Origin of the sequence: Pilimelia terevasa (genome assembly GCF_014647915.1) — a bacterium.
Taxonomy (GTDB): Bacteria; Actinomycetota; Actinomycetes; order Mycobacteriales; family Micromonosporaceae; genus Pilimelia; species Pilimelia terevasa.
On the sequence record NZ_BMQC01000014.1, the window covers coordinates 1 to 16,834 of the forward strand.

17 protein-coding genes and 2 tRNA genes are annotated in these 16,834 nt (G+C 68.7%); 3 read left to right on the forward strand and 16 right to left on the reverse strand.

The features are described from left to right. Positions 1-753 precede the first annotated feature (753 nt). The 5 genes from clpX to IEY75_RS16710 form a co-directional block, all read right to left on the reverse strand. Positions 754-2,040: an ATP-dependent Clp protease ATP-binding subunit ClpX gene (gene clpX / locus IEY75_RS16690; RefSeq protein WP_189115306.1), complete on the reverse strand. Its 1,287-nt coding sequence runs from the start codon at positions 2,038-2,040 to the stop codon at positions 754-756. 267 nt (positions 2,041-2,307) lie between these two features. Continuing rightward, positions 2,308-2,958, reverse strand: a complete 651-nt coding sequence (locus IEY75_RS16695; RefSeq protein ID WP_189115307.1) for an ATP-dependent Clp protease proteolytic subunit — start codon at positions 2,956-2,958, stop codon at positions 2,308-2,310. Between the two features lie 12 nt (positions 2,959-2,970). Then, the gene (locus IEY75_RS16700; protein ID WP_189115308.1) at positions 2,971-3,603 is read right to left on the reverse strand and encodes an ATP-dependent Clp protease proteolytic subunit; all 633 of its coding nucleotides are present in this window, start codon (positions 3,601-3,603) and stop codon (positions 2,971-2,973) included. 180 nt (positions 3,604-3,783) lie between these two features. Continuing rightward, complete coding sequence (gene tig, locus IEY75_RS16705) at positions 3,784-5,124, reverse strand: trigger factor (RefSeq protein ID WP_189115309.1); 1,341 nt, start codon at positions 5,122-5,124, stop codon at positions 3,784-3,786. A 116-nt stretch (positions 5,125-5,240) separates the two neighbouring features. Beyond that, a tRNA-Pro gene (locus IEY75_RS16710) sits at positions 5,241-5,314 on the reverse strand. A 169-nt stretch (positions 5,315-5,483) separates the two neighbouring features. Between IEY75_RS16710 and IEY75_RS16715 the strand changes: the two genes are divergently transcribed. Continuing rightward, positions 5,484-5,557, forward strand: a tRNA-Gly gene (locus IEY75_RS16715). Between the two features lie 92 nt (positions 5,558-5,649). Here the strand turns inward: IEY75_RS16715 and IEY75_RS16720 are convergent. The 9 genes from IEY75_RS16720 to IEY75_RS16760 all read right to left on the reverse strand — a co-directional run bounded on the left by IEY75_RS16720 (position 5,650) and on the right by IEY75_RS16760 (position 12,620). Further along, positions 5,650-6,831, reverse strand: a complete 1,182-nt coding sequence (locus IEY75_RS16720; RefSeq protein WP_189115310.1) for a tyrosine-type recombinase/integrase — start codon at positions 6,829-6,831, stop codon at positions 5,650-5,652. After that, positions 6,831-7,082: a helix-turn-helix domain-containing protein gene (locus tag IEY75_RS16725; protein ID WP_229789798.1), complete on the reverse strand. Its 252-nt coding sequence runs from the start codon at positions 7,080-7,082 to the stop codon at positions 6,831-6,833. Before IEY75_RS16725 ends, IEY75_RS16720 begins: the two co-directional genes overlap by 1 nt. After that, entirely contained in the window at positions 7,079-8,818 is a 1,740-nt protein-coding gene (locus IEY75_RS16730; RefSeq protein WP_189115311.1) for a replication initiator, read from the reverse strand. Before IEY75_RS16730 ends, IEY75_RS16725 begins: the two co-directional genes overlap by 4 nt. Positions 8,819-9,134: 316 nt before the next feature. Beyond that, on the reverse strand, positions 9,135-9,398 hold the full coding sequence (locus tag IEY75_RS16735) for a hypothetical protein (protein ID WP_229789799.1): 264 nt from the start codon (positions 9,396-9,398) through the stop codon (positions 9,135-9,137). Then, positions 9,395-9,580, reverse strand: a complete 186-nt coding sequence (locus tag IEY75_RS16740; protein WP_189115312.1) for a hypothetical protein — start codon at positions 9,578-9,580, stop codon at positions 9,395-9,397. The genes IEY75_RS16735 and IEY75_RS16740 overlap by 4 nt, the downstream gene beginning before the upstream one ends. A gap of 71 nt (positions 9,581-9,651) precedes the next feature. Beyond that, the gene (locus tag IEY75_RS16745) at positions 9,652-9,945 is read right to left on the reverse strand and encodes a spread protein (RefSeq protein WP_229789801.1); all 294 of its coding nucleotides are present in this window, start codon (positions 9,943-9,945) and stop codon (positions 9,652-9,654) included. After that, complete coding sequence (locus tag IEY75_RS16750) at positions 9,942-11,651, reverse strand: type IV secretory system conjugative DNA transfer family protein (RefSeq protein WP_308425714.1); 1,710 nt, start codon at positions 11,649-11,651, stop codon at positions 9,942-9,944. Before IEY75_RS16750 ends, IEY75_RS16745 begins: the two co-directional genes overlap by 4 nt. A gap of 190 nt (positions 11,652-11,841) precedes the next feature. Continuing rightward, complete coding sequence (locus tag IEY75_RS16755; RefSeq protein ID WP_189115314.1) at positions 11,842-12,195, reverse strand: hypothetical protein; 354 nt, start codon at positions 12,193-12,195, stop codon at positions 11,842-11,844. Then, positions 12,195-12,620 carry a transcriptional regulator gene (locus IEY75_RS16760; protein WP_189115315.1) on the reverse strand — a complete coding sequence of 142 codons (426 nt, stop codon included), beginning with the start codon at positions 12,618-12,620 and terminating at the stop codon, positions 12,195-12,197. The genes IEY75_RS16755 and IEY75_RS16760 overlap by 1 nt, the downstream gene beginning before the upstream one ends. Before the next feature lie 117 nt (positions 12,621-12,737). Here IEY75_RS16760 and IEY75_RS16765 point away from each other — a divergent pair, with 117 nt between their 5' ends. Beyond that, positions 12,738-13,499, forward strand: a complete 762-nt coding sequence (locus IEY75_RS16765; protein WP_189115316.1) for a GntR family transcriptional regulator — start codon at positions 12,738-12,740, stop codon at positions 13,497-13,499. Continuing rightward, the gene (locus IEY75_RS16770; RefSeq protein WP_189115317.1) at positions 13,492-14,235 is read left to right on the forward strand and encodes a glycosyltransferase family 2 protein; all 744 of its coding nucleotides are present in this window, start codon (positions 13,492-13,494) and stop codon (positions 14,233-14,235) included. The genes IEY75_RS16765 and IEY75_RS16770 overlap by 8 nt, the downstream gene beginning before the upstream one ends. Before the next feature lie 1,119 nt (positions 14,236-15,354). Here the strand turns inward: IEY75_RS16770 and IEY75_RS16775 are convergent. Together IEY75_RS16775 and IEY75_RS16780 are read right to left on the reverse strand one after the other, a co-directional pair. Further along, positions 15,355-15,891 carry a DUF6226 family protein gene (locus IEY75_RS16775; protein WP_189115318.1) on the reverse strand — a complete coding sequence of 179 codons (537 nt, stop codon included), beginning with the start codon at positions 15,889-15,891 and terminating at the stop codon, positions 15,355-15,357. Positions 15,892-15,935: 44 nt separating this feature from the next. Then, a complete protein-coding gene (locus IEY75_RS16780) occupies positions 15,936-16,574 on the reverse strand; it encodes a hypothetical protein (protein ID WP_189115319.1) in 639 nt (212 codons plus the stop codon). Positions 16,575-16,834: the final 260 nt, after the last annotated feature.

Below are 16,834 nucleotides of genomic sequence, written 5' to 3' on the forward strand. Positions count from 1 at the left end.
AAACTCTCCAACAAAACTTGGAAAATCATCCCGACAACATGATGTTGCCAAAGGAATCACACCATCAAAACACCCACACACAGTGAATGCCGACGGGGTAAAAAATAACTTGGCACTGGCATTACTTGAAGCACCCTGTTGAGTTCTCAAAGAACAAACACACACCGTCGAAACCGCCAGTTTACCAGCGCATTTTTCCGGGGCTGTTATTTGCTTAGCTTATTCGGTCAATTTCGCGCCTGTCAAATCCGCTTTTTGCGTTTTGCTGCGCCTTGCCCGAGTCGGTGCAAACTGTTTCGGCTGGAGCCTAGCAGTTCGAGTTTCTGGCAGACCGGCCGGCCTCGTCGCTCCCGCGCCCGTGTCGGTCGCGTTTCGCGGTGGCCCGCCCGGCTCCTGCCGGCCTAGCTACCTTACTCGGTCGGTCCCGCGTTGGCAAATCTAGTTTCGATCTACCTTCGCACCGCCCGTGAGGTGGGGAAACTCTAGCACAGTAGTGCCGACTTTGCCCTGAACCTCATGCCTGCGTGGTTCGTACACTTTCCGGCTGACCGGCTGTTTTGTCCGTTCCCTGCTGGCAGAGAGAAAGTTACGCGGCTGGCCACCGCGGCGTCAAATCGCGGACATGTGGCCTGGGCCACACCTAGACAGGGCCGCCCGGCCCTGCCGTGCTGACCTGCACTTTCCCCACCTGACAGCAAAGACGGGTGCCCGGACACTGACCATGTCCGGGCACCCGTGCCGTACGTCGCCGCGTCAGGCGGACTTCTCCTCACGGTCCCGGCGTGCCCGCCGGCCCACGAAATCCCGCGGCACGATGGTGGGGTAGACGTTCTCCAACACGACCTCGCGGGTGACGAGCACCCGGGCGGCATCAGGGTTGCTCGGTACCTCGTACATGACGCTCAGGAGCACTTCCTCCATGATCGCCCGCAGGCCGCGCGCACCGGTGCCGCGCAGCAACGCCTGGTCGGCGATCGCCTCCAGCGCGTCCGCCTCGAACTCCAGTTCCACGCCGTCCAGCTCGAACAGCCGCTGGTACTGCTTCACCAGCGCGTTGCGCGGCGCGGTGAGGATCTGGACCAGCGCCTCGCGGTCGAGGCTGCGCACGTTCGTGAGAACCGGCAACCGACCCACGAACTCGGGTATCAGGCCGAACTTGAGCAGGTCCTCCGGCATCACCTGACCGAAGATGTCGTCGGTCGACCGCTCCGATATCGCCCGCAGGTGGGCGCCGAAGCCGACGCCGCCCTTGCCCGTGCGGGATTCGATGATCTGGTCCAGGCCGGCGAACGCGCCGCCGCAGATGAACAGCACGTTCGTGGTGTCGATCTGGATGAACTCCTGGTGGGGGTGCTTACGTCCGCCCTGCGGCGGGACGTTGGCCACCGTGCCCTCCAGGATCTTCAGCAGGGCCTGCTGCACACCTTCGCCCGACACGTCACGGGTGATCGACGGGTTCTCCGACTTGCGTGCGATCTTGTCGACCTCATCGATGTAGATGATGCCGGTCTCAGCACGCTTCACGTCGTAGTCCGCGGCCTGTATCAACTTCAACAGGATGTTCTCGACATCCTCGCCGACGTAGCCCGCCTCGGTCAGCGCCGTGGCGTCCGCGATTGCGAAGGGCACGTTGAGCATCCGCGCCAGGGTCTGGGCCAGGTGCGTCTTGCCGCAGCCGGTGGGACCGATGAGCAGGATGTTGGACTTCGCCAGCTCGACGGCGTCGGCGCCGCTGGAGCCCGCCTCGGCCTGGATGCGCTTGTAGTGGTTGTAGACCGCGACGGCCAAGGCCTTCTTCGCCGAGTCCTGGCCCACGACGTACGAGTCGAGGAACTGGCAGATCTCCCGGGGCTTGGGCAGCTCGTCCCATTTGACCTCGCCGGACTCGGCCAGCTCCTCCTCGATGATCTCGTTGCACAGATCGATGCACTCGTCGCAGATGTAGACCCCGGGGCCTGCGATGAGCTTCTTGACCTGCTTCTGCGACTTGCCGCAGAAGGAGCACTTCAGTAGGTCGCCGCCGTCTCCGATCCGTGCCACCTACGCATCTCCCTGCACTCGGCGCCGCGCGAACGCATCGGCGTGCGGATGGTCCGTCACACACATCCCTATCGTCAGGGGCCGCCCGCGATCCGAGAACACCCCGTGGGCGGGTGTTCGCCGACCCGACGGTGTCCCGGCGGACGACTCCGATTCGACGTTACCCGTTCCCGTGGAATTCTCCGACCCCTGGCGGCGGTGTGTCCGCGGCCCGGCCGGCGCCCCGCACCAGCCGACCGGCCCGCGAAAACCGGACAACCGACGTGGTCAGGCGGGCACAAGGCCCTTCTTGCGGCTGGCCAGGACGGTGTCGACCAGGCCGTAGTCCAGCGCCTCGGGCGCCGTCATGATCTTATCCCGATCGATATCCTTGCGGACCTTCTCGATCGGCTGCTTCGAGTGCTGGGCGAGCAGCGTCTCCAGCATTGTCCGCATTCGCAGTATTTCGCGCGCCTGGATCTCGATGTCCGAGCCCTGGCCGTAGCCGCCCTCGGTGGCCGGCTGGTGGATGATGATCCGCGAGTTCGGCAGCGCCATCCGCTTGCCCGGGGTCCCCGCCGCCAGCAGGACCGCGGCGGCCGAGGCCGCCTGTCCCAGGCACACGGTCATGATGTCGGGCCGGACGTACTGCATCGTGTCGTAGATCGCCGTCATCGCGGTGAACGAGCCGCCCGGCGAGTTGATGTACATGATGATGTCGCGCTCCGGGTCGGTGCCCTCCAGCGTCAGGAGCTGCGCCATCACGTCGTTGGCGGACGCGTCGTCGACCTGGACGCCGAGGAAGATGATCCGGTCCTCGAACATCTTGTTGTACGGGTTCGACTCCTTGATCCCGTACGAGGTGCGCTCCACGAACGAAGGGAGCACGTACCGGTTGTGCACCGGCGCGAACCGCGGGGGCAGGTTGAGATCCGTCATGTGCACCTATCCTCAGCTCAGCGTGCCGGCGCCCTGCGGAACCTGGTTGGCTCCGGTGATCAGCTTGTCGATGAAGCCGTAGTCCAGCGCCTCCTGGGCGGTGAACCAACGGTCGCGGTCCGAGTCGGCCTCGATCTGGTCCGCGGTCTGTCCGGTGTGGAAGGCGACCCGCTCCTGGAACATCTTCTTGGTGTACAGCATCTGCTCGGCCTGGATGGCGATGTCCGCCGCCGTGCCGCCGACGCCGCCCGAGGGCTGGTGCATCATGATCCGGGCGTGCGGCAGCGCGTACCGCTTGCCCTTCGCGCCGGCGCACAGCAGGAGCTGGCCCATCGAGGCCGCCATGCCCATCGCGCAGGTGGCGACGTCGTTCTTGACGTACTGCATGGTGTCGTAGATCGCCATGCCGGAGTACACCGAGCCGCCCGGCGAGTTGATGTACAGGAAGATGTCGCGGTCCGAGTCCTCCGCGGCCAGCAGCAGGAGCTGGGCGCAGATGCGGTTCGCGACCTGGTCGGTCACCTCGCTGCCGAGGAGGATGATCCGCTCCTTGAGCAGCCGGTTGAAGACGGAGTCATCCAGGCTCGCGAGCTGGTCACCGCCGCCGCGGAGCTGCGGGGAGGCGGGGAGGTGTAGGTCAGTCATGGCAGCCCTTCGCCGTCACGCTGCCGACCCGGGCCGGCGGCGCCCGGAGGGGCCGCGAGGCGGTGAGCCGACGCTACGTCTGTCGTACGTCGACCCTAGCCGGTCGGGACCGGCCGGCGGGGCGCCATCGGGGCCTGTTCGCTCAAAGCGCACGGCGGAACAGGCCCCGTCGGACGTCGGTCAGCCCTGCGCCCCGTCGCCACCGTCGGCCCGGACCGCGGCCAGGTCGATGACCTCGCCGGCCGAGTCGGTCAGGGTCGCCTTCTCCATGAGCGTGGTCAGCGCCTTGCCGCGGCGCACGTCGCCGTACACGGCGCCGGCGGTGCCGCTGCGGGCGAGCTGGTCGTAGTACTGCTGCGGCTGCATCCCGGCCCGCTGCGCCCGCTGGACGATCTCGCGGCCGAACTCGTCGTCGCTGACCTCGACCTTCTCGGCCTCGGCCAGCGCGTCGAGGATGATCTGGATCTTGACGGCCTCGACGGCGGCCTCGTGCAGCTCAGCGTCGAGCTGCTCCTCGGTCTTCTCCTCGGCGGCCAGGTAGCCGGTCAGGTTGGCGCCCATGCGCTCAAGCTGGTCGACCATCGCCTGCTTGCGGTGCTCGACCTCCTCGCGCACGACGCCCTCGGGCGCCGGGACCTCGGTGGCGGCGACGAGCGCCTCCAGCACCTTGTCGCGGGCGGCGTAGACCTGCTCGACGCGCTTGACCCGGGTGAGCCGCTCGCGGCTGTCGGCGCGCAGCTCGTCCAGGGTGTCGAACTCGCTGGCGAGCTGGGCGAACTCGTCGTCCAGCGCAGGCAGGTCCTTCTCCTTGACGGTCCGCACCGTCACCGACACGTCCGCCGTCCGGCCGGCGAACTCGCCGCCGACGAGCGCGGTCTGGAAGGTCGCCGTGTCGCCGGCCGACATGCCGACCAGGGCGTCGTCCAGGCCCTCCAGGAGCTGCTTGCTGCCGACCTCGTGCGAGATGTTCTCCGCGCTGCCGCCGGGGACCTCCTTGCCGTCCACCGCGGCCGACAGGTCGATCTGCACGTAGTCACCCTCGACCGCGGACCGCTCGACGCCCTTGAGCGTGGCGAACCGCTGGCGCAGCCCGTCGACCTGCTCGTCGACGTCGGCGTCGGTGACCTCCAGCGCGTCGACGGTGACCTTCAGGTCCGCCGGGTCCGGCAGGTCGACCTGCGGACGCACGTCGACCTCGGCCGTGAACTTCAGCGGCTCGCCGTCGTTGAGGTCGGTGACCTCGACGTCCGGCCGGCCGAGGACCTTGAGGTCGTGCTCCTGGTACGCGGCGACGAGCTGCTGGGGGATCGCCTCCTGGACGGCCTCGTTGAGCACGGCGCCCCGGCCCACCCGCTGGTCGATGACCGCGGTGGGCACCTTGCCGCGCCGGAAGCCCGGGATGCTCACCTGCTGGGCGATCGCCCGGTACGCCTTCTTCAGGCTCGGCTCCAGGTCAGCCCACGGCACCTCGATGGCGAGCCGCACGCGGGTCGCGCTGAGAGTCTCGACGGTGCTGTTCACAGACGTACTCCTTGCAGATCGGGGTCGGTCTTTGTGGTGCCCGCAGGCGCGGGTACCCCGGGGACGGGCCATGCGGGCCCGGCCAACCAGACGCACCGACAGCGGGTGACGGACAGTCGGGGTGGCGGGATTTGAACCCACGGCCCCTCGCTCCCAAAGCGAGTGCGCTACCAAGCTGCGCCACACCCCGTGGCGAGGAGCAGTCTATGTGCTGGGTCCGCGCGGCCGTGGGTCGGCCCGACCCGGTGGGGCGGCCGGGTGCGCGGGGCGGGACGAGATTCAGTAGGCTGGTGCTCTCGTGGGCCGTTCCGCCGGTGCGCGAGGGGCCCGTAACGGGCCCGGGTCCCGCAACAGGGCCCGCGGGCGTAGCTCAATGGTAGAGCCTCAGTCTTCCAAACTGATTACGCGAGTTCGATTCTCGTCGCCCGCTCCACACGAAGAAGGCCCAGGTCAGCGGCAAGATTTCCGCTACTGGGCCTTCTTCGCATCTTGAGCTTTCTGATCTTGCGTGCCATTCCCGTGCCACTACCCGCCGGCCGACCCCTCGGACTCCCCTTCCGGGGGCTGAAGCTCGGACTTCTGCGTGCCCTTGGCCTGGGTGATGCGCCGCTCGATCTCGCGGGCGATCTCCTGGTCCCGCTCCCGGGTCGCGTGCTGGTAGATGAGCGCGGCCCGCATGCTGGCGTGACCCATCCGGTGCATCAGCTCGCGGGTGCTGGCGCCCGTGGTGGACGCCAGCGTGTTGCCCGTGTGCCTCAGGTCGTGGAAATGGAACTTCTCCGGGAATCCGAGCCGGTCCAACGTCTTGCGCCAGGACACCGCACTGGCCCAACTCCCGGACCGCAGGAGAGCGTTCTTGGCCCCGGTGAAGACCAGGCCCTCGACGCCGTCCTGCACGAATCCCCCGTCAAAGTGCTGTTGAAGTGCCGCCACGGCCGATGCCGGTAGCGCCACCGTGCGGACCCCGCTGTCGGTCTTCGGCGGCCCGAACTCCGTCTTGCCGCTGCGGAGCGTGGCGAGCTTGCGCTGAACCCGCACCGTGCCTGTCTTAAGGTCGAGGTCGCTGCGGCGCAGCGCGATCAACTCGCCCCAACGCAGGCCGGAGAGCGCAGCGAGCAGCACCAAGGCCCGGAACCGTTTGGGCATCGCGTCGGCCAGCTCGTAGACCTTGACGATGTCGACCGTAGGCCGCTCAGGGGTGTGGTATCGGTCGTATCCGCGGATTCGACACGGGTTGTCCCGGATAATGCCGTCTTCCTTCATGGCCGTGTTCAGGACCGCGCGTAGCACGCAGTACGCCTTCACCGCCTGCGGCTCCGGGTGACCGTCGTCAAGCAGTTGTTTGCGCCAGCTTCGGATGGTCGCCGGACGGATGGCGCCGAGAGCGACCTTGCCGAGATATGGGGCAGTGTGCAGCCGATAGAGGTCCTCGTAGTTCTCCCGGGTGCGCGACGACAGCTTGCGCTCAGCGATCCACCGCGGCGCGTACTCATCCAGGGTGATCCCGCCGGCCTCGGGGGCGACCCACTCCCCCCGGATGACTGCGGCCTCCTCCAGGGTCAGCCACTTGCTGGCCTTCTTCTCCGACTCGAACGTCAACGGCGCGGTGCGGGTCAGCCCGTCCGGCCCCTGGTAGCGGACCTGCCAGCGGCCCGAGGGAAGCTGACGGACGCTGCCGAAACGTCGACGCCCAGGCTTGTTAGCCATCAGGCGGCCACCTCGCCGCGCAGGAACGCCAGCCGCAGCTCGGCGCGGCTGAGCGGGGCCACCCGCTGACGCCCGACGTACTCCACGACTGCTGACTCCTCGAACCGCACGCTGCGGCCCACCTTCACGAAGGCGATCCGGCGGTCCGCGACCAGGCGACGCACGAACCGAGTCGTGCAGCGCAACCGGGCCGCCACCTCATCCGGCGTGAGCAGGCCCGAACCGATACGCACCACTCCCCCGCTGCTCACGCTGCCTTCCCTTCCTCCGTTGCCGAGAGCTCGGCTTGTCGTTGTTTTGCCTGTTCGAGGCTTTGGCGCCATTGGCTGCGGGTGGCGATGGCGGTCATGAGCCGTACGCGTAGTGGTGGCACGTCGGCGTCGGTGTTCTTGGCGAACTCGTAGACGTACTGGCCGTCGGTGCGCACCGGGCCGTCGGGGATCTCGCCGTCGGTATCGGCCAGCAGCGCCCGGACCCACGCGCGGTTGTCTTCGCGGATGTCGGTCAGGGTTTTGTCGGCCCACTGCCGGGAGATGAGCACTCGCCGTCCGGTGAACCCGAGCGTTTCCCGCCGGTGGACCTTCCCCCTGCACAGGCCGGGCCGCTTCTCGGTACCGTCGCAGTTGGCCGGCTGGATGCCGTAGAGCAGCCAGTTCGGGCAGCTCGGCGTGCAGGGCAGGTGCACCAGTTCGGCGTGGAGCCGGTCGAAGTGCTGCCGTGCCCGGTCGTTGCCCGGCTTCACGGTGTCGGTGAGGTCCTTGGCGATGTACTTGGTGACGTAGCGGATGGTGCGTTCGGCGTCTTGGCTGCCGGCGTTGACGCCCTTGGCGTCGATTTTGCCGAGCCAGACGACGTGCGCGGGTTCGGCGTCGGCGCCCTGGGCGTCGAGGTCGTCCATGGCCTGGTCCCAGGTGGGTAGTAGGTCACCGGTGCGGGGGTCGACGTAGCCGCCGGCCTGGTTGTTCCAGGTCGGCGCGTCCTGCGCGGAGTAGACCGGCTGATCGTGGGGCGGCCACCAGACTTGGTGGTAGGTGGCGGCGGCGACCTGGGCGAGCAGCCGGCGGGGGAAGGTGCCGCGCATGGCGAAGTGCCAGTGCGGCGCCAGGCGGCGTTGTAGTTCGATGGAGCCGGCGTACTGGACGTTGATACCGGTGGCGCGGCGGAGGTTCTGCCAGAACCGGTCCACGATCTTCGCCCCGTGGATGGCGTCCAGGGCGGCGCGTCGGTAGTCGTAGGTGTCGGGGTCCAGGGGTGTGCCGACGGTGGGGTCATCGCGGTGGTGCATGACCCCGCACCCGCATTCAGGCCGCCCCGGCCGGCGCCGGGTGTGGACGGGGCCGTAGCTGTCGAGGGTCAGGGTCAGGAACATCGAGGGCCGGAACGTGCGCCCGTCCGGGGTGGTGAACGCCCGGCCGATGGTCCGTCCCCGGTCCACGGTCAGCGACGGCAGTTCGGGGGCGTCTTCACGGCGTCGGGTGGTGCGCTTCTTGCGCTCCTTGCTCTGCCGCTCTCGTTCGGTGGTGGGGCCGGCGGTGCCGCGCAGGCCGACGCCGGACATCAGGTTTTCAACCTCGGCGATGGCTTCGTCGCAGGCGGTGACTTCGGGCCAGTCTGATGTGGCTCCGGCGTGGGCTCGGGCGTGTTCCAGATCGGCGCGCAGGGTGACCAGGGCGCGCATCTCATCGTCGGCGGGTTCCGGCGGGGGGATGGGTTCGGTGTCGAGGTGCCAGCCGCCGCGGATCTGTTGAAGCCGGATGCGGCGGTTGCGTTCGGCGCAGGGGGTGCACTTGGAGGCCAGGCGCGCCCCGCAGGGGATTTCGATGATGGAGGCGACGCCGGTGGTGGTGTCGATCCGGCGCAGTAGAACGGGTTTGAGGCAGACGCCAAGCTCGCGGGCGTAGTCGCGTAGGACGTCGACTTTCAGGGGGATGGTCAGCCGGGCGGCCCGGGATCCGGGTCGGGGGGTCTGGTCTGCGGTGACGGGCATGGCTACTCCTTCCCAGCGCCGGTGGATGAAGCGGCGGCGAGGACTGTGCGGACGGCGGTGTCGAGGGTGGGGACCAGGGCGCGGGCGGCCTGCCGGTAGCGGTCGGGGTCCAGCCGGATCACGGTGGTGACCTCAATCCGGGGACTACCGGTCAGCGGTGCGACGGCGGCGACGTGGATAGCGCCATACCGGGTGTGCCAGATGATCGGGGCCGACCGGTGTTCACCGGAGGGGTAGCCGTGTCGGGCGGTGCACCGGTGATCCTGCGGGCACCAGGGCGGGCAGGTGCGGGGCGGGCGACGCCAGCGGCGGCCGGTCATGACTTCACCTCGCTCTTGTGTGCGGCGGCTGCTGCTTGGCGGTTGCGGGCGATGGTGCGGTGCAGGTTGCGGGCGTGGACGGCGCCGTAGGCGAAGACCGAGACCAGGAACCCCCACTGCCCGGTGGTAACCGAGTAGGCCAGCCACAGCAGTTGGGAGGCCAGGCCGACGGCCCAGCCGGTCCAGGAGTTGCGTCCGGCGAGGTAGAGGCCGGTGACGCCGACGGCGGTGAGGAGCCAGGACCACAGTTGGTAGCTCATGCCGCCCACCCGATCCCGTAGCCCTCGGTGTCCTCGGCGGCCAGGTCGACGGCGTGCCGGCGGACAGCGGTGATGATCGGATCGCGGGTGGGGTCGCAGACCGAGCAGCCGTCACCGACACAGGCGGCACACGGGTCGGCGGCGGGAAGTCGGCGGAGTTTGCGGGTTCCGATGGTGCTCATGGGGTGCTCCAAGGTGGTGTGTGGGCGCCGTGCGCCAGGCCCCGGACACGCGGGGCCGAACGGAAGGAAGATCAGCGGGGGGTGGGGCGGATGTGGACCTGGATCCAGTCCGGAGGGCTGCCGGTGGAGGCGACAGCTTCGGACAGGCACCGCCACAGCGCCCACGCCTCATCCACGCTCAAACCCATCCGCCGCCGGCCCGAACCCACCGCCAGGTAGACGCCCTCCCCGGGGGTCACCCGCACCGTCACGGCGGTGGAGGTCCGTTCGATGTCGGGGGCGCGTAGCCGGTAGAAGCGGCGCGGTTCGGGGTCGGGTTCGTCGGCGAACGGGGGCCGGCGGGGCGGGTCAAGTTCGGGGATCATGCCGACTCCCCCAGCTCGTCACGAGGATTCACGACGCCCATGAGGCTGTCGGGCAGCAGCGGCCGGGGCCGCTTACCGGGCCGATACGTCGTCCGCATGCCGCCGTCGATCCCGCTGGCCTGTTTCGGGGCCACGACCGCCGCCGGCAACGGGGCCGGGTAGGTAGCGGCCATCTCCTGGATCAAGTCGTCGTCGATGAAGGAGAACCGGAGCCGGACCGGTTCGGGGCGGTGTTCGACCACGACGTAGCCGGTTCCGGCCATCGACCGGGGGATGTGATCGGCCACCGCACCCCGACCACGGGCACCCAGCCCGAGAGACATGTCCACGTGATCGGCCTCGTTGAGACGCAACGCAATCCGGGTGGGGAACAGATCCCGCAGCGACAGAACCTCCTTGCGGGGGTCCTGGGTGGCACCCACGACCAGGACGCCAAGTCCGGCGCCTTGGCAGAGCAGGACCGCCATCGACTGAGTGATCCGATCACGAAGCCGGTTGTCTTGCAGGTACGCCAGCAGCGCGGCCAGCTCATCAATCACGATCAGGATCAGCGGCTCATCGGTGGTCGGGGTGTGGACCCGCACCTTGCCCCGCAGCCTGGTCTTACGCCGGTTCATCTCCCCGATCGCATCATCGAGCAGATCAGCCATGGCGACGAAATCGGAGTCCTCATAGCGGGTGAACATGTCCTCACCCAGCGCCAACTCCATGCCGCCCTTGGGATCGATCACCCACAGCCGCACCAAACCCGAAGCCACCCCGGCGGCCACCGAACGGATCAGCGACCAGATCACCGACCCCTTCCCGGCCCGGGTAGCGCCGACGATCAGGACGTGGGTGGCCAGCAGCCGCAGCCGGTAAAGGGCCAGGTCCTCACACAACCCCAACCCCAACCGCGTGAAGTCCGGGACCGACGGCACCGGCAGCGGCGCCACCACCGCGGTCAGCGGGTCACGGCGGATCAACACCAACGTGATCAGCCGAGGCCGGTCCCGGAACCGCGCCCAGTCCACCGGCTTCCACAACCACGCCAGCCGACCCGCACGCACCGGAGCGGGGTCGCGGCGGGTGGAGAACACCCGACAATGCCGGGTACCGAACGACAGGGCCAGGGCGTGGGCCTGCTTGTGCCACACCTCCGGGACCTGACCGCGCGGCATCCGAACCCGTACGACATCGGTGGCGTCCGTGCACCGCACCGACAGCAACGCCGGAACCTTCCGCCCGCCCTCATACGTCTTGACCAGCCCGGTCAAGGTCAGGGTTTCGTCCCACTGACGGCGGTACACCCAGCAACGCCGCCACCGACCCAACAGCGGCCACACCACCAACCGCCGACACGACGCCCGCCACCGCCACCACCAGCCGGCAAGCACCGAACCGAGGAAGACGGCGCCCAGGGCGACCGGCTGCCAGCCGTACCGGTCGACCGCCCACACCAGCAGCAGCCCCGCCGCCACCTCAGGCAGGGCACGGCGGTAGCGGACCATCGCGACCAGGAGCCCGACGACCAGCCGGACGACCACCACGACCGCGTACAGGGCGATGACGAAGATGACCAGGTACCACGGGACCGGGACCGCCAGCCGCCGGACGTTGACCAACGGCATGCCCTTCACCGGGCACCCCCGGCAGGAACGAACCGGCCCCGAGCATCCCGCACCGGCGCGACCGGCGGGAACGGAAGGATCAACTGGTTCTCGCACAGGTCACAGACCTCGGACGGGTCACCGGGGGCCGTGGGAGTGAACAGGCCCCGACACTGCGGACACCGCGTTTTGCGCACACGCTTGGAAGGCATGATGAGGACGCCCTTTCAGGCTGTAGAAGGTTCGGGAGGGGTAGCGGGGCGGTCCGGCTTCCTACGGCCTTACGGACCGCCCCGCGTCACAACACTCAGCAAGACCTACGCAGCGGCGGCGGCTCCGCCTCGACCGGCAGACTGCACAGCAGCCGCACCGTCCACCCCTCGTAGATCGCCTCGCTGGACACGCTCACCCGCGCCGTGCCGTCGTTGTCCCAGATGAACCGCAGCCGCTCCACCGCATCCAGCAGCACCCGCCACCGCTCATACACAGCCGCGTCGTTGAACTGCACCGTCAACGACGGGCAACGCAGCGAGAAGTCGAAACAGACCGGCGACCCCAGACCCAGCCCCAGCCAGCCCGACAGCAGCGCCATCACCTGCACCACCGTCGCCGTCTGCTCACCGACACGCGGCCCAGGAACAGCCGTCACCGCCGTCGTCATCAGGCACCCGCCTTCGCAGCCGGCTTACCCTCAGCCGCACGAACCTCGCCGGCCGACCGCGGAGCACGCATCCCGGTCGCCCGGATCGAGTACTGCTGACGGCCCTTGTCGTTCACCCACGGCGTCACCGTCAACCCCTCGAACTCCACCGGCTGGAACGCGCCCACCGGCGGAACCGGCTGCACCGGAGCCGAAATCTTGACCACCACCTCACGGGAGCGGCCTTCCAGGTCCGGGTCCAGGTCGATCACCCGGACCGACCACACCCGCAGGTTCGTCTGCTTGTCGATGTCCTGATCGTCGGCCTTCCCCTTCTTCTCGAAGTCCGTCACCTTGCTGACCAGCGCATCCGCGCTCATCGCACACCCCGACGGGAACATGTCCTCGAACCGGACCGCGAACCGCCATCCACCCTTGAGAGCCATGAGTTACCTCCTCGTTGCGACCGAGCCGTCCGGTTCGGTCGTGGCACTCATAGTTATAACAACACTGAGTACGACAGCGGTAGACTGTAGCCAAGATTTTTGGAGGGAGATCCAGTGATGGCCCGGACGCCGCAGTACGCGGAGATCGCCAACGACATCCGCGCAGAGATCACCGAAGGGCGCCTGCCACCAGGCGCGAAGCTGCTGACCGAGCGTGAGCTGATGGACCGCTACGACGTGTCGGTCACCGTGGCGCGCAACGCGATCGCCCAGCTTCGCGGCGAGGGTCTGGTGGAGTCGCGGCAAGGGAAGGGCAGCTTCGTCCGAGAGCGACGCGAGCTTGTCCGGTATGCCAGCAGGCGATACAGGAGGACCGGCCTGGCGCCCAACCGCGCAGAGGCGGCTCGTGGCGGGTGGAACGACACTGTGTCCGATGAACGGCGGGTGGTCAGCGCAACCCCCGACGTGGCCGAACGACTCGCCATCGAGCCGGGTGACATGGTGTCCGAAGCGGTCTACCGCTGGCGTGCTGACAATGAGCTGATCCAGATCAGCCGACAGTGGGAACCGCTGAAGCTGACCGCCGGAACTCCGATCGAAAAGCCATCTTCTGGCGAGCGGGGCCAACCAGATGTCATCACTCGGTTCGACTCTATCGGCATGAAGGTCACTCACGTACAGGAGTACATCCGAGCGCGGATGCCACGGCCAGATGAGAGTCGGGAATTGTCGCTCTCTAGCGGCGTACCCGTGCTCCACATCATCCGTACGCACTTCGCGGGTGACCTACCTTTAGAAACTGCCGACATCGTGATCCGAGCGGACCGCATGGTAATCGAGAACATCAACGACGTTGCGCCGGAGGATGCGGATGCCTAGGACCCTCTCGATCATCACCGCCGCCCATGCCCCAAGCGCCTCATACCTAAAGGAAGCGTACGAGTCGCTGTCAGCCCAGGAGTTGCCCGATGGCTGGCAATGGGAATGGCTCGTACAGGAAGACGGCGAGACGGGCACCGTCGCGGCAGCCCTCCCCGCTGACGAGCGCATCAAGGCAGCTTCCGCCCGGCCAGGGGGACCTGGAGTCGCCCGCACCGTAGCTCTTTCTCGAGCAACCGGTGAGCTGATCAAGAACTTCGACGCCGACGACAAGCTGCTCCCTGGCGCCCTGGCGCGTGACATCAAGAAGCTTGACGAACTCCCTGAGATTGGCTGGACCACCTCACGCGTACTCGACCTGTTACCTAATGGTGAAGTCGTCAGTTGGGAACATGAAGACCCAGCCGAGGGGCTTATCCCACGCGGACAGACACTTCGCGAGTGGCGCGAGAACGCCTGGCGCCTCCCTATTCATCCTGTGACGATGTGTATGCGTCGTGACCTGTGCATCGCTCTTGGGGGCTGGATGGCCCTCACTAGTGCCGAAGACACAGGACTACTCATCCCCGCGAGCGTCCTGCGCGATGGCTATTTCATCCACGAACCCAGCATGCTCTACCGCAAGCACCCCGAACAGGTAACCGTACAGCAGTACCATGTGGACGAGATCGAACGGGAGCGAAGGCGTCTACTAATCGCTAGCCGTGCCGATGCCTTGGCCCAGCTCTGCGGTTGATCGGCAACCATGTTCGGGCGAAGTTTGACCTGCATGAGCAGCGAGGCGTCATCTACTAGACGGTTGCCTAGTCGGAGATGTGGGTCCGTCAGCGAGCATGCGTGCAGTCCGCGACGGCGTCGCCCATGTCGTGATGCACCGACGTACGCGCGGGGCATCCTGCGATCACCGCGTCTCAGCACCGATTGACTGCCGAATTGTTCTCTTAGGGATCAAGGCGCCGCGCTTCGCGCGACGCACGAGGGGGCGTGGCCGGTGCCTGCGGCCCGCCCCGCCCGCGCCCTGCGGGGGCGCGGACGGGGGACGCCGCAGCCACCGGTTCGCCACCTCGTTCGACTCGACACTGAGCCCCGAGCCGACAGAACATCCCGGCATCCCACCTCCGCATGGACGCAGCTCATCCCGAATGCCCCGCACCCATCGTCGTGCACCCGCCCAGCCATCGACAGTCGAGGACAGCACCGCGCCGGCCGCCACACCGATCCACGAAGGGTGGGATGGGGGTGAAGGAGGGGTGGTGGATGGTTGAGGCGGGACGGAAGCTGTGGGTGGCTGAGGTCCGTCGTGGTTCCGGCTTCCGGCTGCCGCACCAGTCCTACGGACTGGCTTGCCCTCGTGCCCGTGGTCACCGCAGTCGACACCACAGCCGCCACCGACCGATTGCCGGGAGTTTGGGCCGGCGTCGCCTCAGCCAGACCGGTCCGGCTAGAAGAGCGAGCCTCCGGCGGGGGTGCTCCAACTCCGGGATATCCCGTCTACCGACGCCCCAGGCAAGCCGAGCAGAGCTGCCCCAGGCCGGCAAGGTCGTACGTCCGCAGGGCGCTCCACCTTGCCGGCCTGGGGCAGCTCCGCACCCCTCACGGGTGGGACGACGGCAGACGGGATGACAGGCGGCGGATAGGTGGAGCTGGCTAATTTCGTGCCAGCTACGTGCCACTAACCCGTTCCGCGGGCGGTCACGAACGGGCACGAGACGATCCGTTGGCAGGCCGCTGACCAGGAATTTCCGGCACATCGATCAACCACGGACGTTCTTCCAAACTGATTACGCGAGTTCGATTCTCGTCGCCCGCTCCACACGTCCGGTCGGATGCGACTCAGGCCCGGCCGGGGTGCAGGTCAGGCCCGGCGTGGCCAGGGCGCCCAGTCGATCCGGGCGGCCGGCCCCAGGCGCGTCGCCTCGGCCCGGGACAGAGCCGTCCATCCCCAGGCGCTCTCGGGCAGGTGCGTCCGTCCCCAGCTCTGCCGTGCCGCGCGGCCGTGGGTCAGCCGCTCCGAGAAGGTGCCGTCGACCAGCGTCGCCACCTCGGTGCCCAGCTCTTCGACCAGGTCAGCCGGCTGCTCGTCGCAGGCGTCGCAGCCGCAGGACGGGAGACTCAGGTCCCGCCACCGGCCCAGGGTGACGCGTAGGCCCGGAAAGTCGCTGAAGACGACGCGCAGCGGGCCGGCCGCGGGCACGACCGGCACCAGCGCGACGGCTGGGACCGCGCGGCCGGCCGGCCCGGGGTCGGGCGCGCGGTGGTCCCGGCGCCGGACGTCGTACGTCGCCGCGAGCGCGTCCAGGAGTCGGGACGCGGCGGCGTGCAGGGGCCGGTACCGCTCGGGGTCGGTCACCGTGCCGTACGCCTCGGGCGGCGGCTCCTGCCAGTCGTCCACGCGCCGAGCCTAGAGGTCGCGGGGCACCGGGGGCGGCCCGCGCGTCAGCCGAGGCCGCGCAGGAAGCGCAGCACCTCGACGAACCACGTCGTCTGCCCGAGGTAGGCCACGCCGGTGGCCACGCAGAACGCGCCGGCGGCCAGGTGCGCTCCCCAGGCGCTGGACCGGGCGCGGCCCAGGCCCCGCTCCAGGACGACGGCCCCGAGCAGCCGGGCCAGGCCGAAGACCCCCGCCGCCACGGCCACCATGGTAAGCAGGCCCAGCGCCGGTACGGCGATGCTGCCCCCGCGCACCGAGATCGCCCAGACGCCCCAGCAGACGAACGCGAAGATCCCGCCGAACCAGCTCCAGCCGCCGCCGCGGCGGAGCTGCTGGCGGCGCACCGACCGGGGCGGCCGGGCGGGGCCGAGGACCCGTTCGGCGTGCTCGCGCAGCTCGGGCGGGTACTCCGACGTGGTCTGCATAGGTGGCTGGACGGTCGCCGCGCCGATGACGGCCCGGCCCGGGTGGTACGCCGGGAGGGCCGGCACGGGTGGGTTCCAGGCCCCGCCGGCCGGGGGCGTGGCGCCCGCGGCTGCCGGGCCGGTCACCCGGAACGCCCCCCGGGCGCCGGGCGTGGGCGCCGCCGCCCACGGATCCGCCGCCGGTGGCAGGTCGCCCGCCGGCCTCGTGCCCTCCGCCATGCTCGTGACTCCTGTTCCGCCGACCGGGACCGGGACCGGGTCGGCGACCCGCCCGCACTGACGATGCGCCCGCCCTGTCGGACGCCGCGCCCGCGTGGAACAACGCGCGAGGCCGGGCTCCGGTACCGCGGACCCGGCCCGGCAGTCGCGCCGGCGGGACCGGACCTGGCCGACCGGAGCCGGCATCGATGCCCGAACTCGACGATAACCGGGCAGGCCCACCCGGTGCCTCCGCCGCCGGGGCGGTGCCGCCGGCCGGA